The following is a 25674-nucleotide window of genomic DNA, read 5'->3' as shown; positions in this document are numbered from 1 at the left end:
GCACATTCATATCAAGCAAAGGCACACCTATGATCTGGATATCGATCGGCACCCTCTCCGACATTCCCCCCCGTGGCGCGCGCTGTGTCGCCACCCCGCAAGGCAAGATCGCTGTCTTTCGCACCGCCGACGACCAGGTCTTCGCCATCGAGGACCATTGCCCGCACAGGGGCGGACCGCTGAGCCAGGGCATTGTCCATGGCGCGGCCGTGACGTGCCCTCTGCACAATTGGGTCATCTCGCTTGAGACAGGCAAGGCGCTTGGCGCCGACGAAGGCGCCGTGCGCACGATTCCCGTGAAGCGGGAGGGCGAGCACCTGTTCGTCGCGCTGGAAGCGCTGGCCAGCCGCGCGGCCTGAACTATGGAGATTGACGCAGCGCGCGAGGTGAGGACCACCTGCCCCTATTGCGGGGTCGGCTGCGGCGTGCTGGCGAAGGTTGCCGCGAATGGGCAGGTGTCGGTCCGTGGCGATCCCGATCATCCCGCGAATTTCGGCCGGCTCTGTTCCAAGGGCTCCGCACTGGCCGAGACGATCGACCTCGACGGCCGGCTGCTCCATCCGCAAATCCACGACCGCCCCGCCGGCTGGAACGAGGCGCTCGACGTCGTCGCCTCGACCTTCCAGCACACCATCGCCGAACATGGCCCCGACGCGGTCGCCTTCTACGTCTCCGGCCAGTTGCTGACCGAGGATTATTATCTCGCCAACAAGCTGATGAAGGGGTTCATTGGCTCGGCCAACATCGACACCAATTCGCGGCTCTGCATGGCTTCGTCGGTTGCCGGCCATCGCCGCGCGTTTGGTTCGGACACTGTGCCGGGAACCTACGAGGATCTGGAGCTGGCCGACCTGATCGTGCTGGTAGGCTCCAATCTCGCCTGGTGCCATCCCGTGCTCTATCAGCGCATCGCGGCTGCCCGGGAAAAGCGGCCCGAGATGAAGGTAGTGCTCATCGATCCGCGCCGTACCATGACATCTGACATCGCAGACATGCATCTGGCGATCGCGCCGGATGGCGACGTCGCCCTGTTCACCGGCCTGCTCGCCTGGCTCGGCCAGCACAATGCGCTCGACCGTGCCTATATCACGGCGCATACGGCCGGATTCGGACAAGCCCTGTTCGCCGCCTCGACGCTCGACCTTGCCGGCGTCGCTGCCGCCACGGGCCTCAGCGAAGACCAACTTAGCCGTTTCTACAGCTTGTTCGCCAGGACGGAAAAGACCGTCACCGTCTACAGCCAGGGCGTCAACCAGTCGTCCCAGGGCACCGACAAGGTCAACGCCATCATCAACTGCCATCTCGCCACCGGCCGCATCGGAAAAGCGGGCGCCGGCCCTTTCTCGGTCACCGGCCAGCCCAACGCCATGGGCGGCCGCGAGGTCGGCGGCATGGCCAACATGCTCGCCGCCCACATGGAGATCGAAAACCCCGGGCATCGCGAACGCGTGCAGCGCTTCTGGAAGGCGCCGGCGATTGCCGGGGAGCCCGGTCTCAAGGCGGTCGAGATGTTCAAGGCGGTGGCCGATGGGCGCATCAAGGCGTTGTGGATCATGGCCACCAACCCGGTCGATTCCATGCCGGATGCAGGGGCAGTCGAGGCTGCGATCAAGGCCTGCCCCTTCGTCGTGGTGTCGGACGTGCTGGCCGAGACCGACACGGTCCGCCACGCCCATGTCCGATTGCCGGCCACGGCCTGGGGCGAGAAGGACGGCACCGTCACCAATTCCGAGCGCCGCATCTCGCGCCAGCGGCCGTTTTTGGCCACCCCCGGCGAGGCGCGGCCCGACTGGTGGATCATTGCGGAAGTGGCAAGGCGGATGGGCTTTGGCGAGGCGTTCGCGCATGAGAGCCCAGTGGAGATCTTTGCCGAGCACGCCGCGCTGTCGGGGTTCGAAAATGATGGCGAGCGGGATTTCGACATCAGCGCTTATGCTGCGATCGATGTTGAGGACTACGAAGGATTGGCTCCGTTCCATTGGCCGGCGCCGAGCCCAGGCACCCCCCTCTGGCCTGCCGGCAGGCCAGAGGGGGGTGCTCAAGCTCAGCTTCAATCAGAAGGGGGTGCTCAGGCTGGAACTCGGCCAGAGGGGGCCACTTCGATTGAACGCCAACCAACCCGTTTCTTCGCCGACGGCAACTTCTACACGCCCGACCGCAAGGCCCGCTTCATCGCTCTGCGCCCAACCGTCGAGACCCGCATCACCGCCGCCTTCCCGCTCGTCCTCAACACCGGCCGGATCCGCGACCATTGGCACACCATGACGCGTACCGGCAAAAGCCCGCGCCTGTCCCAGCACATCGCCGAGCCCTTCGTCGAAATCAATCCCGAGGATGCGCAGCGTTACGGCATTGGCGACGCCGACATCGCGCGCGTTTCGACTCCGCGCGGCGAAGTGCTGGTCCGCGTGCTGGTGACAACGCGCCAGCGCCCGGGCAGCCTGTTCGCGCCGATGCACTGGACCGACCAGTTCGCCGCCAGGGGCCGGCTCGACACGCTGACAGCGTCGCTTACCGATCCCGTGTCGGGGCAGCCGGCGCTAAAGCATGTCGCCGCCCGCATCGAGAAATTCACCGCTGGGGCCTTCGGCTTTGCCGTGACACGCAAAAGGCCCGTGACGATGGCCGCCGACTACTGGGCGATCGCCAGATGCCGGGGCGGCTGGCGGGTCGAGCTGGCCTTTGCCAATGACGATATCGACTGGACGGCCTTCGCCGGCTCGCTCTTCGATGCCGCGGATGCCGAAATGCTCGCCTATCACGACCGCGAGGCCGGCCAGCACCGCATCGCCGCCTTCCAAGGCGAGCATCTGGCGGGTGCCTTGTTCATCGCACCCGGTCCGGTCGCGGTGTCGCGCGGCTGGGCCGCCGAGCAGCTCGGCGAGGTCCACGCCAGCCAGCGCGAACGCTTCAGGATCGTCGCCGGCCGTGCCGGTGCCGAGCGGCCCGATGCCGGCGCGACCGTCTGTTCCTGTTTCAACATCGGGGTGAACCAGATTACCGCGGCCGTGGCGGCCGGCTGCAACAGTGTCGAAGCCATCGGCGCCACGCTGAAGGCAGGGACCAATTGCGGTTCCTGCCGGTCGGAAATCCGCACGATCATCCAGGCCCGTCGGGTTCAGGCGGCCGAGTGAAGGTGTCCGTCCCACCTGGCAAAGTGGCACGGCCTTGCGAAATCGGCGGAACCCGCAAGGGCTTCAACCTGTCCAACGGTTAATTCGACTTGGCTGGGACTCATTTGGTTGATGGAGGTGAAAGATGCCGCCATGGACCAGCAACTGGAAACGCCTTGACGACCGTTGCGCCACGCTGCGGCTGGATCTCGCCGTTCGGCTAACGATTCGGAAGGGGTTCTCAAGCATAGCAAACGAGACGATAACCGTTGCCGTGGATCTGTGTCTCGGCTGGCCCTGTTCTTCGTAGTTGGTACGTCTGGACACAGATGTCGAAGACTGGAAAATGGGGAACGCAATCTCGCCATGCGAGTTGATTCAAGGCATCGGGAGATCATCGCTGAATCCGCAAGACATAGCCGGCCATCCAGCCTTGCACCGCTACGTTCAGGAACAGTCGCAGTCCCTGATCCGCATCTATGAGGAAAGCCCGCGGCTGGCTTCGATCTTTGCCACGCAGCAGCGCTGGCTGTTGGGCCATGTCGGCCTTGCCATGCACTTCAGGCGCGACCCGAACGACCGCCGCAAGGACCTGACCGTATCGCGTTTCATCGAGGTCGTGCACAAGAACGCGGTTGCCAGCCGCAACACGGCGGACGCCTTCATCAAGGAGATGCTGCACTACAACATCGCCGAGTATGTGGCGGGTGGGGACGGCCGCACGCATCCCCTGCAACCGACGGCGGCGACGATTGAGCGATTCACCGGCTGGGTAACAGCCCATCTGCGCACGCTCGACCATATCGATGGCGGCAACCGGCTGGCCAGGTTCCTGGAGCGGCCCGACATGCTTGCCACGCTGCAGCCGCTGGTGGCTGACGGCTTGCTAGCCTCAAAGCCGGTGCGCGAACCCAACCAGACCTTTTCCCTTTTCATCTGGCTCAACAATGGCGGCATCGTCATGGACTGGCTGATGTCGGGCATCAACCCCGACCATGCCGGGCTGGAGCGAATTCCGACCGGCGTGGTTTCGATCGGCGACTTCGCCAAATGGCTCAAGCTGTCGCGGACCCATCTCAGCCGTAAACTGCGCACGGCGGAGGAACTCGGCAGCATTGGCTGGCTTGGTCAGCGCGGCAATTCGGTGATGTGGGTGTCGCACGGATTCTACGAGGAATACATGATCGTCCAGGCCGCCAAGCTGGCCGTCGTCGACAGCGCCTTTGCAGCGTGTTTTTCCACCGACCGCCGAGTCCCGCCACCTCCCAACTTGTGAAGCTGATGCAGGCCTATTTGAAGCGTCGATCGCGCGGGCGCGGCGCCGGTCAGACTGGTTGCGCCTCTTCGGTATGGCGTGCGCTCCAATGGCGCAGCACGACGGGAACGACGAGCGCCAGGCCGAGCAGCGAGGAATAGAGCTCGGGCGCCACCAGCAGCAGGGCGGCAAATACCAGGAGCACGTTCTCCCATGGGCGCGTTCGCACCAGCAGATAGCGCGACAGGGCGGCCCCGAGGCAGGTGATACCAAGCACGCAGCCGCCAAAGGCCAGGAAGAAATTCGGCCAGGTGAAGTCCTTTGTCACCAGCAGCAGGGACGGCGAGAAGACGAACACGAAAGGAACCAGCGCCTTGCCCAACCCTAACCGGAAGGCGGTGTTGCCTGTCTTGAACGGGTCCGCCCCCGCCATGCCGGCCGCCGCATAGGCGGCCAGCGCCACCGGTGGCGTGATGTCGGCCAGCAGGCCGTAATAGAAGACGAAGAAGTGGGCGACGATCGGTTCGGTGCCCAGCATGACCAGCGCGGGTGCCGCGATGGTCACCATGATGATGTAGTTGGCCGTCGTCGGGATGCCGCAGCCCATCAGGATGCAGACCACGCCGGTCATGAGCAGGGTGAACAGCAGCGTCAGGCCCTGGGCCGAGAAGATCGACTCGGGGATGAAGGTGCCGAACAGGAGCGACAACTGGCCCGCCGTTGAGGTGACGATGTAGGATAGCTTGAAGCCGACGCCGGTCAGGGTGACGACGCCGACGACGATGCCGACGGTGGCGGCCGCGGCACCGACGGCGAGCGCATATTTGGCGCCGTCGCGCAGGCATACTGCGATGTCGGCAACCGACATGCGACGGCGCGGATTGAGCAAGCCGACGGCGATGCAGAGCGTAATGCCCCAGAAGGCGGCCATGTAGGGCGTGTAGCCCGAGAGCAGGACGCCGATGAGCACGACAAGCGGGATGATCGTCGGCCAGTCCCGCTTCAGCGCCTCGACGACGTCGGGCATCTCGTCCGGCCTGAGCCCCCTGAGGCCGGTGCGCTTGGCCTCGAAATGCACCTGCATGAACACGCCGAAGAAATGCATGAAGGCAGGCACGATGGCGGCCAGAATGATGGTCGTGTAGGGCAGTTCGAGGAATTCGATCATCAGGAAGGCGGCCGCGCCCATGATCGGCGGCGTGACCTGACCGCCGGTCGAGGACGCCGCCTCCACCGCCGCGGCGAAATGTTTCTTGTAGCCGAGCTTGATCATCGCCGGGATGGTCAGCGAGCCGACGGTGACGGTGTTGGCGACCGACGAGCCGGAGATCATGCCGAACAATGCCGAGCCGAAGATCGAAACCTTCGCGGGACCGCCGGCGTAGCGGCCGGCGACCCAGGCGGCACAGTCGAGGAAGAGCTGGCCGAGGCCTATGCGGGTTGCGAAGACGCCGAACAGCACGAAATGGAAGACGTAGGTGGCGACGACGCCGAGCGCGATGCCGTAGATTCCCTGCGTCGTCAGATAAAGGTGATCGACAAGCTGGGAAACGGACGCGCCGGGGTGCACCAGAATGCTCGGCATGTACCGCCCAAACAGTGCGTAAGCCATGAAGATGCACGCGATGATCGGCAGCGGGATGCCGACGGAGCGGCGCGTCGCTTCCAGGAGGAGCAGGATCAGGATAACGCCCAACACCACATCGAGCGTCGTGGGGTTGCCGACGCGGAAGGCAAGATCGTCGAGCGGGATCATCGGCACGTGCAGGACGGCCACCACGGCGGCGAGCGCCAGCAGCCAGTCGAAAAGCGGTATGCCAAGCGGCCGCAGGAAGCTGGATTGCGCGGGCTGGTCGTAACCCTTCTTCACCAGCGGGAAGACGAGGAAGATCAGCGCCAGCACCATCGACAGATGGATGCCTCGGTGCAGCATCTCCTGCAGCAATCCGAAGCCGGCGGTGTAGTAGTGAAACAGCGACAGCGCCACCAGGAGGAAGCCGACCAGCCAGCCCGCGGCCTGGGTCAATGGCCGGAATCGGATTTCGGAGTCGAATTTCTCCTCCAGTTCGCGAGCTTTCTCCTCATCGAACTCCATCGCGGAAAGCGTGATTTTGTCATCGTCGCTCATGGCCGGTTCCATGTCCTGAGTTTCCAGGCAAAAGAGGCGGAAAGCACGCCTCCCGCCTCGCTGTCGTCCATCGGTCCTACGCGCTGGTAGCTCCTACTTCAGGGCGCCGACTTCCTTGTAGAATTTCTCCGCACCGGGATGAAACGGAATCCCTGCGCTGGTGACCGCGTTCTGGAGCGTGATCAGCTTGCCCTTGGCATGGCCGGCCTGCAGCGCCTTCTGGGTCGCGTCGCTGTAAAGCGATTTGACGATCTTGTAGACGAGGTCGTCGGTCTGCTTGGCGCTGGTCACCCATTGCGCGGCGACGGATATGGTCTTGGTCTCGCCGACATTCTTGTAGGTGCCTTCCGGCACAGTGTCGGCGGAGAAGAACTTCTGCTCGGACAGGAGCTTGTCGGCTTCGGGGCCGGTGATTGGAACCAGGGTGATGTTGTTGGTGCTGGCAAGTTCGACGATGGCGCCGGTCGGATAGCCGCCGACGAAGAAATAGGCGTCCATGGCGCCATCCTGGAGCCGCTCGCCGGCCGGACCGGGCTTGAGGTATTCGGGCTGCACATCTTTCTCCGTCAGCCCGTATGCGCCGAGCACGAGGCGCGCGTCGACAATGGTCCCTGAGCCCGGCTCGTCGAGGGAAACGCGCTTGCCCTTCAGGTCCGCCACCGTCTTGATGCCAGCATCCGCTCGGGCGACCAGATGGATCGTTTCGGGATAGAGCGTCGCGATGAGGCGCAAGTCATCGGCCTTGGGCTTGCCCTCATAGAGGCCAGTGCCCGAATATGCCCAGTAGGCGACATCGGATTGCGTAAACCCTGATTCGGATGCACCCGACTGGATGGCGCTGATGTTGGCGACCGACCCGTTGGAGGACGTGGCGGTGGCGACCAGGCCTTCGACGCCGGCCGGCCCCGTTGCCGAGATGGCGTTGGCGATCAGGCCACCCACCGGATAGTAAGTGCCGGACGTTCCACCCGTGCCGATGCGGAAAAAAGCCTGCTGCGCGTGCGCCGGCGAAAGGCCGGCGGCGGCCAATGCCAAAGCTCCTGTGCCTATGGAAAAGGTGCGGCGGTTGATCGAAACAGTCATAACTACCTCCGAGTCAAAGATCGGCAGGATGTTGCAGCAACCGGAAGGTTGTCAACCTGCGCGTGCTTTTTGGCCGCTTCCAGAGCGCTTCCAGGAAGGGTATGTTTCCGCCCGGAATCGCGTCAAAACAGGGACTTAATGGATGGCACCCGGCTCCGGGACAACGACCTGCATAAATCAGAGGCTTACAGCAGGTCGGGCGAATCCTATTCGCCGCGACATGCCGTAGAGCGGTTTAACCGCGGCGCCAGCGTCACCTGCCTGTGGCGACAACCAGCCAAACACAAGAGCCGTAAAACAAAAACCCGCCTTGCGGCGGGTCATCGGCGCATATCGGCACCATGTTAAAAATGGTAGCATAACTGCACTCGGCAATCAATCTCCGGTCGCAAACGGTTCGGGTGCGCAACGACACCCGAACCGGGCCAGCGTTCTCAATCGATGTCGAACGAGACGCCCTGGGCGAGCGGCAGCGCCTTGGAATAGTTCACGGTGTTGGTGGCGCGCCGCATATAGGCTTTCCACGCATCTGAACCGCTCTCGCGGCCGCCGCCGGTTTCCTTTTCGCCACCGAAAGCGCCCCCGATCTCCGCGCCGGAAGTACCGATATTGACGTTAGCGATGCCGCAATCCGAACCGTCGACACCGAGGAAGCGCTCGGATTCCTGCAGGTCGCGGGTGAAGATCGACGACGACAGGCCGGCGCCGACCGCGTTGTGCTCGTCGAGCACGGCGTCGAAATCGGAATACTTCATCACATAGAGGATCGGCGCGAAGGTCTCTTCCGTCACCGGTGCAACCTGCTTCGGCATTTCGACCAGCGCCGGGTGCACATAATAGGCATCGGGATGGCCGTTCTCGACCCGGCTGCCGCCAGTCACCTTGCCGCCATGCGCGGCCGCCTCCGTCAGCGCCTTCTGCATGGCGTCGAAGGCGGCCTTGTCGATCAGCGGACCGACCAGTGACGAGGTCTCCAGCGGATTGCCGACCGAGACGCTCTGATAAGCCTTCTTCAGCCGCGGCACCAAGGCGTCGTAGACGCTGTCATGGACGAACAGGCGGCGCAGCGTCGTGCAGCGCTGGCCGGCGGTGCCCATGGCGCCGAAGGCGATGGCGCGCAGCGCCATGTCGAGATCGGCCGTCGGGCAGACGATGCCGGCATTGTTGCCGCCCAGTTCCAGCACGGCGCGGGCGAAACGCTTGGCCAGGCGCGGACCGACATCCCGGCCCATGCGGGTCGAACCGGTGGCCGAGACCAGCGGCACCCTGGGATGGTCGACCAGTATCTCGCCGACCGCACGGTCGCCGATCAGAACCGGTGCCAGTCCTTGCGGTGCGTCGGTGCCGAAGCGCTTGACCGCACGCTTGAAGATCGCCTCGCAGGCAAGCGCGGTCAGCGGCGTCTTCTCCGACGGCTTCCATACCACTGCATCGCCGCAAACCAGCGCCAGTGCGGCATTCCACGACCACACCGCGACCGGGAAGTTGAATGCGGAGATGACACCGACGACGCCAAGCGGATGCCAGGTTTCCATCATGCGGTGGCCCGGACGCTCGGTGGCGATGGTCAGGCCGTACAATTGCCGGGACAGACCAACGGCGAAATCGCAGATGTCGATCATCTCCTGCACTTCGCCGAGCCCTTCGGACGGGATCTTGCCGACCTCGATCGACACCAGCCGGCCAAGCTCGGCCTTGTGCGTGCGCAGTTCCTCGCCCAGCAGCCGCACCAGTTCGCCGCGCTTGGGACCCGGCACCAGCCGCCAGGACTGGAACGCCTTGTGGGCTGCATCGATGGTCTTTGCCGCGTCGGCCGGCGAGATCGTCTTCAGCGCCGCGATCCGCTCACCCGTCACCGGACTGCGCACGATCAGGTCGCCGCCGTCAAGCGCCTCCTTGGCCACGCCCAGTTTCGCCAGAAGCTCGGCCGTTTCCTTCGCTATCGTCATTTCTGTCCCTTTCAGAATCCCGCCGCTCGTAGGGCGCGGGCCAACGCCTGCCATGTCTTCCCGGCGCCGTCGCGGCTGGAAGCGGCTGTCATGGCGTGCCATTACCTGTTTCAGGGGAAAATCGCCACCCCGGCATGGTCCAAGCCCGGGCTGCACGATTGAGCCAGGCGATGCTCGGGCCGACCGGGCGCAGGGGCTCAGTTTGCCTTTTTCGCCGGCGTGCGTACGGCGCCGTCCTTGATCAGACGGTCGATATGCATGCGGATATGGGCAGCTTCCGCCGCCGTATTGGCGAGCGCGATGGCGCGATCGAAGGCAATGCGTGCCTCCTCGCCCCGGTCGAGTTGCATCAACAGCCCGCCCTTGAGGCCGAAGAAATGGAAATAGCCCGAAAGCCTCGGCTCGAGCGGCTCGATCATTGCCAGCGCCGCTTCCGGTCCGCGCACCTTGGCGACCGCGACCGCACGGTTGAGCGTGATGACCGGCGACGGCTGCATCTGCTCGAGCAGGCCGTAGAGCAGGTCGATCTCCACCCAGTCGGTGTCCTCGGCTTTCTCGGCCCGCGCATGGAGCGCTGCGATCGCCGCCTGGACTTGATAGGGACCTGGCTTGCGATGGCGCAGCGCCTTGTCGACGAGCGCCAGCCCTTCGTCGATCATCTTGCGGCTCCACAGGCTTCGATCCTGGTCCTCGAGCAGCACGATCTCGCCATCATCGTCAAAACGTGCCGGTGCGCGTGCGTGCTGCAGCAGAAGCAGCGCCGTCAGCCCCATGATCTCCGGCTCGGTCTGGAACAGCCGCAGCAGCAGCCGGGCAAGTCGGATCGCTTCCTCGCACAAGGGCGCGCGAGCCGGCGCCTCGCCGCTGTTGGTCGAATAGCCCTCGTTGAAGATCAGGTAGACCATGGACGCGACCGCAGCGAGCCGCTCGGAGCGCTCGACCGCGCCCGGCGTCTCGAACGGCACGCCAGCGTCCGCGATGCGCGCCTTGGCGCGGGTGATGCGCTGCTCCATCGCGCTCTCGCCGACCAGGAAGGCGCGCGCGATCTGCTTGACGGTGAGGCCGGAGACGACGCGCAGCGCCACCGCGATCTGCTGCGTTGCGGGCAAATCAGGGTGACAGCAGATGAACAGCAGCCGCAATATGTCGTCGCGGTAATGCGCTCCGTCCAGCCGCTCGGCGATGTCGCTTTCGGCGTCCTCCAGATCGGAAACCTGGTCCTCTTCCGGCATCGGCGCCTGCTTGGCACGCTTGCGCACCGCGTCGATGCCGCTGTTGCGGCCGACGAAGATCAACCAGGCCGCCGGATCGCGAGGCGGTCCGTTTTGCGGCCAGTTCTTCAGCGCCTTGAGGCAGGCGTCCTGGAAAGCTTCCTCCGCCGTGTCGAGATCGCGGAAATAGCGCAGCAGCGCGCCCATCGCCTGTGGGCGGGCAGCGCTGATCGCGGAGCTTATCCAGGCGAGTTCGGTCATGCCGGAACCCTGGTCGGATGGAACACCGATACAGGGCGGATTTCGTAAGAACCGCCGCTTGGGTTGACCTCGGAGAGCTCACGGGCGAATTCGACGGCCTCGTCGAGGTCGGCGCAATCGAGCGTGTAGAAACCGAGGAACTGTTCCTTGGTCTCGGCGAACGGCCCGTCGATGACCAGCGATTCACCTTTCACTTTCCGCAGCGTCGTTGCCGCCGTCGTCGGCAAAAGCCGCGCCACGGGCCCAAGCCGGCCGGCGTTGGCATACTTCTCCTGAACGCCGAGCAGGTCGGCCATGACCTTGTCGTCCTGTTCCTTGCTCCAGGAACAGACGACATCTTCGGAGGCGTAGCAGAGGATGGCGTAGAGCATGGACGGTCCTTTCTGTAGCAAAGGACGAAACAGTAGGGCCGATGCCGACATGGCGTCGATAAAAAAATCGAGACGCCGCGGATTCAGCGGCCGCCGATTGCCGCCGATCGGTCCTCCTGCGTCTTCAACCATCTCAACACGAGCGCTTCCTCCTCATCGAGGCCTTCGATGGATCGCTTGCGCTTGTTGGCTTCCGCCATTTCGGCAAGCAGTCGTCCTTCGCTCCAAGCCTTGAAGACCTGCGGATGGATATAGCATTGGCGGCAGACCGCGCGCGTATTGCCCAGCCGTTCGGCCACCTTGTCGATGACGTTGTTCATCACCCGTTTTTGCTGTGCCTGGCTCTCAGGCAGTTCCGTCTGTGCAAACAGCGACGCGGCGTGGATGGTGCCGCCCCATGTGCGGAAGTGCTTCGAACTGAACGCATCGCCGACCGCTTCGCGGATATAGTGGTTCACGTCGTCGGAGCGGACAGGGCGTCTGTTGCCGTCCTCGTCGAGATACTGGAACAGTTTCTGGCCCGGCAGGTCCTGCGCGCCCCGAACGATCCCCGCGATCCGGCGGTCAACCAGCTTCAATTTCCACTCCTTGCCGGACTTGCCCTTGAAGGCGAAGCGCAGGCTCGATCCCTTGATATCGACATGCCGGTCCCGCAAAGTCGTCAGGCCGAAGCTCTTGTTGTCGCGGGCATAGGCGGCATTGCCGACGCGGATCATCGTGTTGTCGAGCAGCCAGACCACCGCGGCGGCGACGCGTTCGAGCGGCAGGCCGTGACGGCGCAGGTCGCTGTCGATCTTGCGCCGAAGGTCCGGCAGGCTTTCGGCGAAAGCCACGAGGCTCGAATATTTGGCGCCGTCGCGCTCCTCGGCCCATTGCGGATGATAGCGATACTGCTTGCGCCCCCGCTGATCCCTCCCGGTCGCCTGGATATGCCCGTTCGGATCGGGCGAAATCCAGACATCGGTCCAGGCCGGCGGTATGACGATCGCCGCGATGCGCGCTCTGTCGGCATCGGAGACCGCTTTCCCGTCCGGTGCCTTGTAAGCGAATCCCTTGCCTGCCTTCAGCCGGCGGATGCCGGGCTCGGCATCGCTGACATAGGTCAGCGCGGCATCCCTGGCGGAAATCTGTGCTCCATTCTTGGGTACGCTATCACCGTCGGCCAATCGGCTCCGCGACGATCCGGTTCTCTGCAGCATGTAAGCTCCACACGAAATATGCGTAGATAAGCTGCGGGCTGACCGCTGGTTCCACACCCCGCCTGGAAACAAGGCAATCCCGGTGGCGTCGGTCGGGCCTACAATGCGCGCTGCATCTGTGTCGGCGGAAGGGACAGCCGGCGGCGCGCCGCGAGTTTGAATTTGTAGCGCAGGCATCGCCAGGCTTCCGAGCGCCGCTTCGGCGCCACTGAGGCTATTGCGAGAAAGCGCGTGGCCATGTCCAGGTCGCCCCGCGCATAATGGACACGGGCGATCTTGAGCGCGACGAGGCCCTCCCTGGCTTTCAGTGCCGAAATCGGGATGCCGCAATCGGTGAGCGTACGCAGCTCCCGGCGCCAGTCCAGGAAGCGCCGCACCGGGTTGACCGTGAAGCGATCGTCCGAACGCTCCGCTGAAACTTCGTAGATCATGACGGGGCGCTGAATCATGACCAGCGACGCCTTGCTCATCAGCCGCGCCCAGAACAGCGTGTCCTCGTCGAAGGCGAGCCCGACGGGGAACCGGGTCTCGCCGATGAGACGCCGGGAAGCCAGCACGCTGCCCACCGCCACCGAGCGTATATCCCCCTTCACGTAGGCGGAGGCGTTGGTGAGGCAGGCAGCGGTGTAGCCGTTTGGCACCTTGATCTGCCGATCCTGGCCGTTCACCCTGCGCCGGAAGGCACCGACGATCATGTCGGCCTTGGGCTGGTTTTCCGCCTGCGACAGCAAGGAGCTTAAGCCGCCCTGAAGGTGCAGGTCGTCGGCGTCGATCAGGTAGACCCACGGATGGGCTGCCTCATCAAGCGCCAGGTTACGGGCGCCGCCGGCGTCGCGGCAACTGGCGGGCAGCACACGCAAAGGCAGGGATGATTGCGCCGCGGCCTGCCGGGCTGCATCGGCCGTGCCATCGGTCGATTGATCGTCGACCAGCAGGACCTCGCCGATAAACCCGGCCTCTCCGCCAAGCGAGGCCAGCGTTTTAGCGATCGTTGCCGCCGCATTGTAGGCGGGTATGACGACGCTGACAGCTTTCAATGACAAACCTCATGCCTGTGCGCGGCAGCCTAAGACTATTCTCCCCTAAGGCGAATACAGACTAAGCACCTACAGGAAAAGTGTGAAACGGCTTTTCCGTCCGGAATTGCGCGAAATCAAAGACTTGGATCGGCTTGCCTTTTCCGTGAACCGGTGAGCTGCTCTAGTGACCGCATCGATGTTTGAGAAGTCTGCCCCATCCTTGTGAGAACTCGCGGCGCCGAGCAAGTTAGTGCACCCCGTTTCACGCCTTTTCGAGCACGACCGGGATGACGTCGACCGCCTGGTCGCCGACCTGTCCGCCAGTCGTCTTCAGCACGCCGACGATGGGCGCCACATCCGAATAGTCGCGCCCGTAACCAACGGTGATATGGTCGTTGGAGGCCCGCATGCCATTGGTCGGATCGAACTCCTGCCAGCCGGCATCACGCCCGCACCAGACCTTGACCCAGGCATGCATGGCATCCGCGCCTTCCAGCCGGGGCTTGCCTTTGGGCGGAATGGTGCGCAGGAAGCCGCTGACATAGCCCGCCGGAATGCCGAGCCCGCGTAAGCCGGCGATCATGATGTGCGAGAAATCCTGACAGACGCCCCGCTTCAGCTGGAAGGCGTCGCTGGCCCGGGTCCGCACCGTGGTCGCCTCGTCATCGTATGTGAAATCGCGATGGATGCGATTGCACAGGTTCATCGCCGTCCCCGCGGCCGAGTTTCCGATACTGTCCTGCGCGAATGCGGTGATCGCCGCATCAATGCCCGCATGGCTGCTGGCGGCCAGGAAATGGTGCGGCGAGGCAGGCGCAAGCGACCGCACGGCGGCCAGATCCTGTCGAAGGCGGCGGAGATCGGGCGACACATCGAGCCCTGGCTCGGGCCGCGCCACCGACACACGCGCGCTCATCCTGATGTCGAGCGTGTCATGGGCGTCGCGAAACGCGATCGATGTGACATTGTTGCCGAAGAAATCGGAAAAATCCGACCGTTCGTTGGGTGCCGGTGAAAAAGAAAGCGAAGCGGCGATGACACGCTGCACACCGTCAATGGTCGACGGCAGCACGCGCACCTGATGGCGTCCGCCGCCAGCAGCGGCAGCATAGTCGTAGTGGAGCAGAAGCCTGATGTCGTACAGCATGGCCATCTCTTTCTAGCCGAAATAGGCTTTGGCGAGGCTGCTGTAGAGCCCGCCTATTTCGCCCGCGAGATCGTTCAACGCCCTCACCGTCATGTCTGCCGGCTCCTTGATGGCGATGGACGTGTTGAGCTGCAGGATTTCCTTGGCCGCCGCCGACATGTGCCCCTCGCCGCCGGTCGCCGGCAACAGCCCTATCTCGGCTTTCAGCCTTTCCAATTGGAACAGGATGGAGCGTGGATTGAGCGGATCGAGCGCCAGGAGATCGATCGTCGTGCGCCGGCCGGCCTGCACCGGATATTGCCGTCGATGGGTCATCACGCTGTCGCCGATCTCCAGCATCATGTCCAGCGCCCCGTCCGGCGCCTTGCTGCTGGTCAGTCGGGCCAGAGTGCTGGCGATCTGGATGCCGCGCTCCAGCCGCCGGCCGATCTCGAGGAAACGCCAGCCAGCGAAGCGGTACATGTTCTCATGCAAAAGGCCCGAGAATCCGGCAAGCTTGCGCAGGATCACGGTCATGGCCCGCGTCGCATCGTCGCCGGGCGCCACGGTTGTGGCGAACTGATGGATCGTTTTTGACAAATCCTTGAGCGCCAGCCAGCCATCCGGCGAGAAACGATCGCGGATCTGGCCGGCGCTGTACACCGCGCTGTCGAGCGTGCCGATCAGCCCTGGCGGGATCGCCGTTTCGACATCGATGCCGAACGGTTCGAGATAATCCCTGATATCGGCCAGCAGCGGCATGTCCGGATCGGACGTTTCGGCGAGCCGCACGTGATAGGCGCGCAGGATACGCACCGTGTCTTCCGAGCGTTCGATGTAGCGGCCGAGCCAGGTCAGGTTTTCCGCCGCGCGGCTGGGCAGGCTACCGGGCCTCGTCCGGTTGAAGCTGTCGCTCTCCTGCGGCAGCAGCGTCTCGCGCTCCACGGGTCTGTCGCTGACCACCCAGACATCAGCCGCCTGGCCGCCGCGCTGCATGGCGATCGCCGTCGGGTCGAGCGATAGGCCGACGCGCGCAAACCCGCCCGGCATCACCGTCCAGCCCTCGGGCGTACGCGCCAGATAGACGCGCAGGCTCGCCGGCCGCGGTTCCAGCCAGCCGCCGACATAGACCGGCGTCGTCGAAAGCGTCACCGCCTCCTGGCCGACGAAGGCCTCGCCGTCGCGTTCGATGCGCGCCACCAGTTCCGCCCGCTCCCCGACCGACAGCGCCGAGCCGAGCTTCGTCTGTCCGTCATCTTCGAAGGCAAGTCTTGTCGACAGCGCCGGGCCGACCACCATGCGGTCGATATTGGCGAGCACATGGGCGCGCTCCGTCTCCTGCCCGCACCACCATGTCGCCACACTGGGCAAAAGCAGCTCCTCGCCCCACAATTCGCGCGCGATCTTGGGCAGAAAGGCGAGCAGCGCGCGCGTCTCCATCAGGCCCGAGCCCAGCGCATTGACGGTGGACACCGTGCCTTGCCGGATCGCCTCGACCAGCCCCGGCGTACCGATCTGCGAATCCGGGCGCAGCTCGAGCGGATCGGCGAAGGCGGCATCGAGCCGCCGCCACAGCACGCTGATGGGCATCAGGCCGGACACGGTCCGCACCATCAGCCTGCCGCCGGAAACGGTCAGGTCCTCGCCTTCGAGCAGCATGATGCCGAGGTAGCGGGCGATATAGGCGTGTTCGTAATAGGTCTCGTTGAGTGGCCCCGGCGTCAGGATGGCGACGCGGCCGTCGCTCTCCTTTGCCATGCCGATCAGCGCATCGCGAAAGCGGCGGAAGAAGCCGGCGAGCCGGTGCACATGCATCTCGCCATAGATGTCGGACAAAGCGCGCGTGGTGGCGACCCGGTTTTCCAGCGCGAAGCCGGCGCCCGAAGGCGCCTGGGTGCGGTCGCCCAGCACCCACCAGCGGCCGTCCGGACCGCGGCCGAGTTCGAAGGCGCAGAAGTGCAGGAAATGCCCTCCGGCCGGCCTGCTGCCGACCACGGGCCGCAAATATTCAGGGCTCGCCGCGATCAGTCCTGCCGGCAGGATGCCTTTTTCGATCAGCCGGTTCGGCCCATGGATATCGGCAACAATTTCCTCGAACAGTTCGGCGCGCTGCACCAAGCCGGCGCTGACCGCCTGCCACTCGCTGTCCTCGATGAGCAAGGGAATATGCGCCAGCGGCCATTCGCGCTCGTTGGCGCCCGCCTTGTCGTAGACGCGGTAATAGACACCGGCATCGCGCAGATACTGGTCGGCGCGGGCGAAGCGCTGGCCGAGCTTTTCGGCCCCGAGTTCGTCCAGCGCTTCGACAAAATGCTTCCAGACCGGACGGGGATTGCCTGACGCGTCGACCATCTCGTCGACGACGCCGTCGATCGGCTGGTAGTGCTCCAGCAGGCTATGGGCCTGCGGCTTGCCGCGCACCCTTTTGTGATTCCCCTTTGCCATGTCAGATCACAGTCTTGGTGGACGCCTGAGGTCAAGGGTCATCGGGAAATCTTCCGCAGGCTGTTCCTCGCGCAACACATAGCCCGAGGGTGTGTGGCCGCGCGGTTCGAAGCGGGCGAGCCGCCGTGCCTCCGCCTCGTTGCCGTTGACGGGGAAAGTGTCGTAGCTGCGCCCGCCGGGATGCGCGACATGGTAGACGCAGCCGCCGATTGCCCGGCCGGACCAGCGGTCATAGATGTCGAACACCAGCGGCGTGTTGACCGGCAGCGCCGGATGCAGGCCCGAGGCCGGCTGCCAGGCCTTGAAGCGCACGCCGGCCACCGCGACCTCTCTGTTGTCGGTAATCCTCATCGGCACGATGCGGCCGTTGCAGACGATCGCATGACGCTCCGGGTTGAGGCCTTCGGTCCTGACCTGCAGCCGTTCGACCGATGAATCGACGAAGCGCACGGTGCCGCCGATCGCGCCCTGCTCGCCCATCACGTGCCATGGTTCCAGCGCTTGCCTGAGCTCCAGCTTGATCCCGGCATGCTGCACCTCACCGCAGAAGGGAAAGCGGAATTCGAGCTGGGCATCGAACCATTCGGGCCGGAATTCGAAACCATTGAGCTTGAGGTCGTCGAGCACGTCGAGAAAGTCCGCCCAGACATGGTGCGGCAGCATGAAGCGATCATGCAGCGAGGTGCCCCAGCGCGCGAAGCGCCCGTCGAGCGGGTTCTTCCACGCGCGGGCGATGATGGCCCGCACCAGCAATTGCTGCGCCAGAGACATGCGCGCATTGGGCGGCATCTCGAATCCGCGGAATTCGACAAGGCCAAGCCGGCCAGTCGGACCATCCGGGGAAAACAGCTTGTCGATGCAGATTTCCGAGCGATGCGTATTGCCGGTGACGTCGGTCAACAGGTTGCGGAACAACCGGTCGACCAGCCACGGCAAGGGTGCGGCACCCTGGTCGGGATGCGGCACCTGCGCCATCGCGATTTCAAGCTCGTAAAGAGAGTCGTGGCGCGCCTCGTCGAAGCGCGGCGCCTGGCTGGTCGGGCCGATGAACAGGCCGGAGAACAGATAGGACAGCGAGGGATGCCGCTGCCATTGCAGCACCAGGCTCTTCAGCAGGTCGGGCCGGCGCAGGAATGGGCTGTCATTGGGCGTGGCGCCGCCGACCACGACATGGTTGCCGCCTCCGGTGCCGGTGTGGCGGCCGTCGATCATGAACTTGTCGGCGCCAAGCCGCGTCTGCCGCGCCTCGTCGTAGATCGCCGTCGTTGTCGCCACGCAGTCCTGCCAGTTGGAGGCTGGGTGGATGTTGACCTCGATGACGCCGGGATCGGGTGCCACGCGGATGACGTTAAGGCGCGGGTCATGCGGCGGACCGTAGCCCTCGATGTGCACGGGAAGGCCAATTGCCTTTGCCGCGTTCTCGGCCGCGGCGACGAGCTCGAGGTAATCCTCGAGCGCCTCGACCGGCGGCATGAACACGCACAGCCTGCCGTCACGCGGTTCGACCGAAAGTGCCGTGCGCACCGCGCCGCCGATCTCGGTGATCTCCTGCTCGACGCGCTCCTGCTGGCCGGTCGTCGCCGTGAACGAGGCTGCCTGCTGGCGACGGGCCATTTCGTCGGCGCCTTCGAGTTCTGCCGGAGCGGCCGCTGGCAAGATCGCTTCGCGCACGGGCAACGGGCCACGCGGCAGCGACGGATCGACGGGCACGATGTAGGGGAATTGCGCCGGCGGCACATAGGGCAGCGTGCCCAATGGCAGGCGATAGCCGACCGGAGAATCGCCCGGCACCAGGAACAACCGGCCGCGCCGCGTTTTCCATTTTTCCGAGCGCCAGCGCGGATCGGAGGCCTGGCTGTTCCAGCGCTGCACCGGCAGCACATAGCCGGACGGCTTGGTCAGCCCGCGTTCGAAGACACGCGCCATGCGGCTGCGTTCCTCCGGATCTTCGAGCTTCGAATTCGACGGGTCGACATTCTCGGGCAGCTTGCCTTCCTTGAGCAGCCATTCGGCTGGGTCCTCATAGGCTTCGCTGACCATGGACGTGTCGATGCCGAGTTCGCCGGCGATCGCCGTCAGCAGGCTTTCGGCTTGTTTCGGCCCGATATCAGCCGAACTATCTTCCCGCGCGATCAGCGACGGGTCGCTCCACACCGGCTCGCCGTCGGCGCGCCAAAAGAGCGAAAACGTCCAGCGTGGCAGGCTTTCACCGGGATACCATTTGCCTTGTCCGTAGTGGAGAAAGCCACCGGGCGCGAAACGCTCGCGCAACCTGCGGATCAACGCATCGGCCTTTTCGCGCTTGGTTGGCCCAACGGCGGCGGTGTTCCATTCGGCGGCCTCGAAATCGTCGATCGAGACGAATGTCGGCTCGCCGCCCATGGTCAGCCGCACATCCCCGGCCGCGAGCGCGGCATCGACCTCGTTGCCGAGCGCGTCGAGCGCCTGCCAGCTCTCATCCGAGAACGGCTTGGTGATGCGCGGATGCTCGGCGATGCGGTCGACCCGCATCTCGAAGCCGAACTCGACATTGGCGAAGCTCGCCATGCCTGAAATAGGCGCCGCATTGCGGAAATGCGGCGTCGCTGCCAGTGGCACATGGCTCTCGCCGGTGAGCAGGCCCGAGGTCGGATCGAAGCCGATCCAGCCGGCGCCGGGAAGATAGACCTCGCACCAGGCGTGCAGGTCGGTGAAATCGACCGCTGTGCCGGCCGGCCCATCCAGCGCGACAAGGTCGGGCTTGAGCTGGATCAGATAGCCCGAGACGAAGCGCGCGGCGATGCCGAGATTGCGCAGGATCTGCACCAAGAGCCAGCTTGAATCGCGGCAGGAGCCCTTGGCCGCTACCAGCGTTTCCTCCGGCGAGAAGACACCGGTTTCCATGCGCACGATATAGGCGATCTCGCGCTGCAGGCGGGCATTGAGATCGACGAGGAAATTGACCGTGTTGGGCGCACTGCGGTCGACGGTTTTCAGAAACGCCTGGAGCAGCGGCCCGGCCGGCTCCGGCGTGCGGTAGATGGCGAGGTCGTCACGGATCTCCTCGGGATAGTCGAACGGGAACGCCTCGGCCGACGGTTCGACGAAGAAGTCGAACGGATTGTAGACGGTCATGTCGGCGACGAGGTCGACCTCGATCTTCAGCTCCGTCACCGGCTCCGGAAAGACGAAACGGGCGAGGAAGTTGCCGTAAGGATCCTGCTGCAGATTGACGAAGTGGTTCGCCGGCTCGACCTTGAGCGAATGGCTCAACACCTTGGTGCGGGAATGCGGTGCCGGCTGAAGCCTGATGATTTGGGGCCCGAGAACCACCGGCCGGTCGTATTTATAGTGGGTCAGGTGGTAGACGGCTGCCAGAATTGCCATGGGGCCCCGGAGATCGGCGTTTCATCAGCCGAACCCTGACACATCTGGCCGCCATTCTCCAAGCGGATGTTGCGGTGCACCTAAATTAAACGGCTATCGAACGGACAATATCATCTGGTTCGACTGGTTGCTCGCTACCGTCTCCAGCACTGATGATTGGTGGAAGCGCCTCTCCCGTCGTCATCCTAGGGCGAAGCAAGGAGCGAAGCGACGCGGCGCAGACCCTAGGATCCATGCCGTTACATTGATCGAAGAATACCAGCGGCGCAGAATGAGGTCATTCTGTTGCGATTCGGCCGTGCACACATCCTTCAGCGCAGCAGCGCTTCCGTGTCGCGGCATGGATCCTAGGGTCTCCGCGAGGTCGCTTCGCGACTGCTCCGCCCTAGGATGACGAAGCCGAGGATCAAAAGAAGGCCTGTATCCCCGTTTGCGCCCGTCCCAGGATCAGCGCGTGCACGTCATGGGTGCCTTCGTAGGTGTTGACGGTTTCCAGGTTCTGCGCGTGGCGCATGACGTGATAGCCGATCTGGATCCCGTTGCCGCCATGCATGTCACGGGCCTGGCGGGCGATGTCGAGCGCCTTGCCGCAATTGTTGCGCTTGACGATCGAGATCATTTCCGGCGCCATCTTGCCTTCATCGAGCAGGCGCCCGACGCGCAAGGAGGCCTGTAGCCCCAGAGCGATCTCGGTCTGCATGTCGGCGAGCTTCTTCTGGTAGAGCTGCGTGCCGGCCAGCGGCTTGCCGAACTGCTTGCGGTCAAGCCCATATTGGCGAGCGCGATGCCAGCAATCTTCCGCCGCGCCCATCGAGCCCCATGAAATGCCGTAGCGGGCCCGGTTGAGGCAGCCGAAGGGTCCACCGAGGCCCTTGGCGTTGGGCAGCAGCGCGTCCTCGCCGACCTCGACGCCTTCCATCACCACTTCGCCGGTGATCGACGCGCGCAGCGACAGCTTGCCGCCGATCTTCGGCGCCGACAGCCCCTTCATGCCTTTCTCGAGCACGAAACCGCGGATCTCGTCCTTGCCGTTCTCCCCCTTCAACTTCGCCCATACGACGAACACGTCGGCGACCGGCGCGTTGGAAATCCACATCTTGGAGCCGGAGAGCTTGTAGCCGCTGGCGGTCTTTTCGGCGCGGGTCTTCATGCCGCCGGGGTCGGAGCCGGCATCCGGCTCGGTCAGACCGAAGCAGCCGATCCATTCGCCGCTGGCGAGCTTCGGCAGATACTTCCTGCGCTGTTCGTCCGAGCCATAGGCATGGATCGGGTACATCACCAGCGACGACTGCACCGACATCATCGAGCGATAGCCGGAATCGACGCGTTCGACTTCCCGCGCCACCAGCCCGTAGGTGACATAGCTGGCGGCGAGGCCACCGAACTCTTCCGGAATGTTGATGCCGAGCAGGCCGGCCTCGCCCATCTCGCGGAAGATCGCCGTGTCGAAGGTCTCGTTGAGATAGGCTTCCTCGATACGCGGCGCGAGCTTGTCGGCGGCAAAGGCGGCAGCGCCATCGCGCACCATGCGCTCGTCTTCCGAAAGCTGGTCCTCGATCAGGAACGGGTCTTCCCACACGAATGCATTCTTGTCGGCCATGGCTTCTCGATCCTTGAAACAGGTGAAGCCCGGCTTATCGGCTCGTGGCCTGAAAAAATCAAACGAAATTGCTTCACCGATCAATGAGCGCTAGGAATGGATCATGAGTGTCCAACGCCGCCTTTTGCCCAACATCAGCGCCCTTGCCGCCTTCGAGGCCGTGGCGCGGCTTGGCTCCTTCACGGCCGCCGCCCAGGAATTGGACCTGACCCAGGGCGCGGTCAGCCGCCAGATCAGGCTTTTGGAAGATCAGTTCGGCCGGCAGCTGTTTGAACGCGACAGCCGCAATGTAGGGCTCTCCACGGCAGGTGAAATCTACGCCGAAGCGGTACGCTCGGCGCTTGGCCAGTTGCGTGACGCAGCCCTTGGATTGATGAGCAATCGGCATAGTGGGATCTTGAATCTTGCCATCCTGCCGACTTTCGGCACACGTTGGCTGATGCCGATGATCCCCGATTTCGTCGAGAACAATCCCGACATCACCATCAACTTCGTCACCCGCGTCGGGCGCTTCGACTTCGCCCGCGAACGGTTGGATGCCGCCATCCACTACGGCCTGCCGGACTGGCCGGACGCCGACTCGACGCTTCTGGTGCGCGAGACGGTGGCACCGGTGGTGTCACCCGAATTCCTCGCCGGCCGCGCCATCGCCACGCCGGCCGACATCGGCCGTTTGCCGCTGCTGCACATGACGACGCGCCCCGGGGCCTGGAGCGAATGGTTCGAGCATCAGGGCCTGAGCGCGCCGGCCGGGCCTGGCATGCAGTTCGAGCAGTTCGCCACCGCCGCCCAGGCTTGCATGGCGGGCCTCGGCGTGGCGCTCTTGCCGCAGATCCTCATCGAGGGCGAACTGCAGCGCGGCCAGCTTGTGCCCGCGCCAGGCCAGCCGATGCAAAGCCGCAATGCCTATTACCTCGTCATCCCCCACGACAAGCGCGGCTATCCGCCGGTTGCCAGTTTCCGGGACTGGCTGCTCGGCCAGCTTGAGAAGGAGCCGGCTGTTCTGGCGTGGTAGCTACTTTCGCTTCAGCGCGTCCGCCAGCGCGGCGCCGAACGCACCTTGCTGTGCCGGCCCCTCCGGCTGGCGTTGCGGCGTAGGCCCGCGTGGCGCCGGCCTGCCGCCGCCATTGTCGCGCGGCCCGCCCTTCGATGCACCGCCCTCGCCGGCATCCTTACGCATCGAGAGCGCGATACGCTTGCGCTTGATGTCGACATCGACGACGCGCACCTTGACCACGTCGCCGGCCTTGACCACCTCATGCGCGTCCTTGATGAAACGGTCGGCGAGCTGCGAGACATGCACCAGCCCGTCCTGGTGCACGCCTATATCGACGAAGGCGCCGAAAGCGGCGACATTGGTGACGGTCCCTTCCAGCAGCATGCCGGGCTTCAGATCCTTGATCTCGTCGATGCCATCGGCGAAGGTCGCGGTCTTGAAGCCGGGACGCGGATCGCGGCCGGGCTTCTCCAGCTCCGCCAGAATGTCGCGCACCGTCGGCAAGCCGAAACGCTCGTCGACGAAGACGCGCGGGTCGAGCGCCTTGAGCGCGGCACTGTCGCCCAAAAGCGAACGCACGTCGCGGCCGCAGGCGGCGACGATCTTCTTGGCCACGCCATAGGCCTCCGGGTGCACCGACGAGGCATCGAGCGGTTCGCTGCCATTGGCGATGCGCAAGAAGCCGGCGGACTGCTCGAACGCGCGCGGTCCAAGCCGTGCCACCTTCAGCAGATCCTTGCGGCTGGCGAACGGGCCGGTCGCATCGCGATGCGCGACGATTGCATCGGCGAGCGACGCGCCGAGGCCTGAAACCCGCGCCAGCAACGGCGCCGAGGCGGTGTTGAGGTCGACGCCGACCGCGTTGACGGCGTCCTCCACCACCGCTTCCAGCGAGCGGCCGAGCCGGTACTGGTCGACATCGTGCTGATACTGACCGACGCCGATGGATTTCGGCTCGATCTTGACCAGTTCGGCCAGCGGATCCTGCAGCCGTCGCGCGATCGACACCGCGCCGCGCAGCGACACGTCGAGGCCGGGGAACTCGGCGGCAGCCGTCGCCGAGGCCGAATAGACCGACGCTCCCGCCTCGCTGACGATCACCTTGAGCGGCTTCGGGCCGCCGTCCGAAGGCATGTCGGACAGCATGTCGGCGACCAGCTTCTCCGTCTCGCGGCTGCCAGTGCCGTTGCCGATCGAGATCAGCTCGACCTTGTGCTGGCGGATAAGCGCCGCAAGTTCGGCCTGCGTGCCACGCACATCGTTCCTCGGCTGAAACGGATAGACCGTCGTCGTCGCCAGCAGCTTGCCGGTGCCATCGACCACCGCCACCTTGACGCCGGTGCGGATGCCGGGATCGAGCCCCATCGTCGGCCTCGAGCCGGCGGGTGCCGCCAGCAGCAAATCCTTGAGGTTACGGGCAAAGACATGGATCGCTTCTTCCTCGGCCCGCTCGCGCAGGTCGCGCATCAGGTCGAGCGTCAGGTGCAGCGACAGTTTGATGCGCCAGGTCCAGCCTGCCACCTCCATCAGCCAGCGGTCGCCTGGCAGGCTGGCACCGATGGCGTAGGCGTTGGCGATCATCCGCTCGACCGGCTTCACCGGCGAGCTGTCATCGGCATCCACCTCAATGTCGAGCGACAGCACCTCCTCGTTGCGGCCGCGCAGCATGGCGAGCGCGCGGTGGCTTGGCACGGTCGCCCAACGTTCGACATGGTCGAAATAGTCGGAGAATTTCGCGCCGGCTTCCTGTTTGCCGTCGACCACCCTGGCGCGCAGGAAGGCGCGTTCCTTCATGTAGCTGCGCAGCTTGCCGACCAGATTGGCATTTTCGGCGAATTGCTCCGACAGGATGTCGCGCGCGCCCTCGAGCGCCGCCTTCGCATCGGCCACCTCGCCGGTGACATAGGCGAGCGCGACGTCCGCGGGCACCAGCGAGCGGTCGGCGAGAATGGCTTCGGCCAGCGGCCCCAATCCACGCTCGCGGGCGATCTCGGCCTTGGTGCGGCGCTTCGGCTTGTAGGGCAGGTATATGTCCTCTAGCTCCGCCTTGGTCGCGGCGCCCGCGATCTTGGTTTCAAGCTCTTGCGTCAGCTTGCCCTGCTCGCGGATCGAGCCCAGGATGGTGTCGCGGCGCGCGTCGAGTTCGCGCAGATACACAAGACGCTCGGCAAGGTCGCGCAATTGCGTGTCATCCAGCCCGCCGGTCACTTCCTTGCGGTAGCGTGCCACGAACGGCACCGTCGCCCCCTCATCGAGCAGTCCGATCGCCGCGGCCGCCTGTTCCGGCCGCGCCTTGATTTCGGCCGCGATGATGGCTGCGATGCGCTTGATGTCGGATGCCATGTCTTCCCACTCTCGTCGAAAAGAGCGGCGACCATAAGGGTTGGCGTGCGGCCCGCCAACCACCGCGTCCTCACACGCGGCGGAGGTCCACAGGAAAGCGCGATGCGTTCACCGGATCTGGGTACCGCAGGAATTTGCCCATACTGAGATGTCTGCGCTGCCCCTCACCTGCCTGCCGGCATCCTCTCCCCGTATAGTGACGGGGAGA

General features: G+C 64.7%; 16 protein-coding genes. 4 read left to right on the top strand and 12 right to left on the bottom strand.

The features are described 5' to 3' along the window. Positions 1 to 29: 29 nt before the first annotated feature. The 3 genes from nirD to LB557_RS29945 all read left to right on the top strand — a co-directional run bounded on the left by nirD (position 30) and on the right by LB557_RS29945 (position 4389). On the top strand, positions 30 to 359 hold the full coding sequence (gene nirD / locus LB557_RS29955) for a nitrite reductase small subunit NirD (protein ID WP_224641041.1): 330 nt from the start codon (positions 30 to 32) through the stop codon (positions 357 to 359). A 3-nt stretch (positions 360 to 362) separates the two neighbouring features. Further along, a complete protein-coding gene (locus tag LB557_RS29950; protein ID WP_224641043.1) occupies positions 363 to 3134 on the top strand; it encodes a nitrate reductase in 2772 nt (923 codons plus the stop codon). 325 nt (positions 3135 to 3459) lie between these two features. Then, entirely contained in the window at positions 3460 to 4389 is a 930-nt protein-coding gene (locus LB557_RS29945; protein ID WP_224641044.1) for a hypothetical protein, read from the top strand. Between the two features lie 49 nt (positions 4390 to 4438). Here the strand turns inward: LB557_RS29945 and LB557_RS29940 are convergent, their stop codons facing one another. From LB557_RS29940 to LB557_RS29890, 11 genes are all read right to left on the bottom strand, one after another. After that, entirely contained in the window at positions 4439 to 6496 is a 2058-nt protein-coding gene (locus LB557_RS29940) for a TRAP transporter permease (RefSeq protein WP_140875284.1), read from the bottom strand. A gap of 93 nt (positions 6497 to 6589) precedes the next feature. Continuing rightward, positions 6590 to 7579, bottom strand: a complete 990-nt coding sequence (locus LB557_RS29935; RefSeq protein ID WP_015315949.1) for a TAXI family TRAP transporter solute-binding subunit — start codon at positions 7577 to 7579, stop codon at positions 6590 to 6592. Positions 7580 to 8013: 434 nt separating this feature from the next. Then, on the bottom strand, positions 8014 to 9528 hold the full coding sequence (locus tag LB557_RS29930) for an aldehyde dehydrogenase family protein (protein WP_015315948.1): 1515 nt from the start codon (positions 9526 to 9528) through the stop codon (positions 8014 to 8016). 197 nt (positions 9529 to 9725) lie between these two features. Next, positions 9726 to 11000, bottom strand: coding sequence for an RNA polymerase sigma factor (locus tag LB557_RS29925; RefSeq protein WP_015315947.1), 1275 nt, complete (start codon positions 10998 to 11000; stop codon positions 9726 to 9728). Then, a complete protein-coding gene (locus LB557_RS29920) occupies positions 10997 to 11371 on the bottom strand; it encodes a YciI family protein (RefSeq protein WP_015315946.1) in 375 nt (124 codons plus the stop codon). The genes LB557_RS29925 and LB557_RS29920 overlap by 4 nt, the downstream gene beginning before the upstream one ends. Positions 11372 to 11454: 83 nt before the next feature. Beyond that, positions 11455 to 12570, bottom strand: a complete 1116-nt coding sequence (locus tag LB557_RS29915) for a DNA topoisomerase IB (RefSeq protein ID WP_015315945.1) — start codon at positions 12568 to 12570, stop codon at positions 11455 to 11457. A 98-nt stretch (positions 12571 to 12668) separates the two neighbouring features. Next, positions 12669 to 13607 (bottom strand): glycosyltransferase family 2 protein, encoded by a 939-nt coding sequence (locus LB557_RS29910; RefSeq protein ID WP_224641046.1) that lies wholly within the window; start codon positions 13605 to 13607, stop codon positions 12669 to 12671. A 244-nt stretch (positions 13608 to 13851) separates the two neighbouring features. Further along, entirely contained in the window at positions 13852 to 14736 is an 885-nt protein-coding gene (locus LB557_RS29905) for a transglutaminase domain-containing protein (RefSeq protein ID WP_141906221.1), read from the bottom strand. 12 nt (positions 14737 to 14748) lie between these two features. Then, a complete protein-coding gene (locus LB557_RS29900; protein ID WP_224641048.1) occupies positions 14749 to 17160 on the bottom strand; it encodes a circularly permuted type 2 ATP-grasp protein in 2412 nt (803 codons plus the stop codon). A gap of 6 nt (positions 17161 to 17166) precedes the next feature. Next, the gene (locus LB557_RS29895; RefSeq protein WP_224641049.1) at positions 17167 to 20526 is read right to left on the bottom strand and encodes a DUF2126 domain-containing protein; all 3360 of its coding nucleotides are present in this window, start codon (positions 20524 to 20526) and stop codon (positions 17167 to 17169) included. Positions 20527 to 20932: 406 nt separating this feature from the next. Further along, positions 20933 to 22126, bottom strand: a complete 1194-nt coding sequence (locus LB557_RS29890; RefSeq protein WP_140619487.1) for an acyl-CoA dehydrogenase — start codon at positions 22124 to 22126, stop codon at positions 20933 to 20935. Between the two features lie 103 nt (positions 22127 to 22229). On the opposite strand from LB557_RS29890, the gene LB557_RS29885 reads away from it, so the two are divergent. Then, a complete protein-coding gene (locus tag LB557_RS29885; RefSeq protein WP_224641051.1) occupies positions 22230 to 23141 on the top strand; it encodes a LysR family transcriptional regulator in 912 nt (303 codons plus the stop codon). Here LB557_RS29885 and LB557_RS29880 read toward each other — a convergent pair whose 3' ends face one another. Beyond that, entirely contained in the window at positions 23142 to 25466 is a 2325-nt protein-coding gene (locus tag LB557_RS29880; protein WP_224641053.1) for a Tex family protein, read from the bottom strand. Positions 25467 to 25674 lie beyond the last annotated feature (208 nt).

The organism is Mesorhizobium sp. BR115XR7A (assembly GCF_020165315.1).
In the GTDB taxonomy this organism is placed as follows: Bacteria; Pseudomonadota; Alphaproteobacteria; order Rhizobiales; family Rhizobiaceae; genus Mesorhizobium; species Mesorhizobium australicum.
The sequence above is the reverse complement of the archived record's forward strand: the minus strand, read 5'-3'. Positions and strand labels throughout refer to the sequence as shown.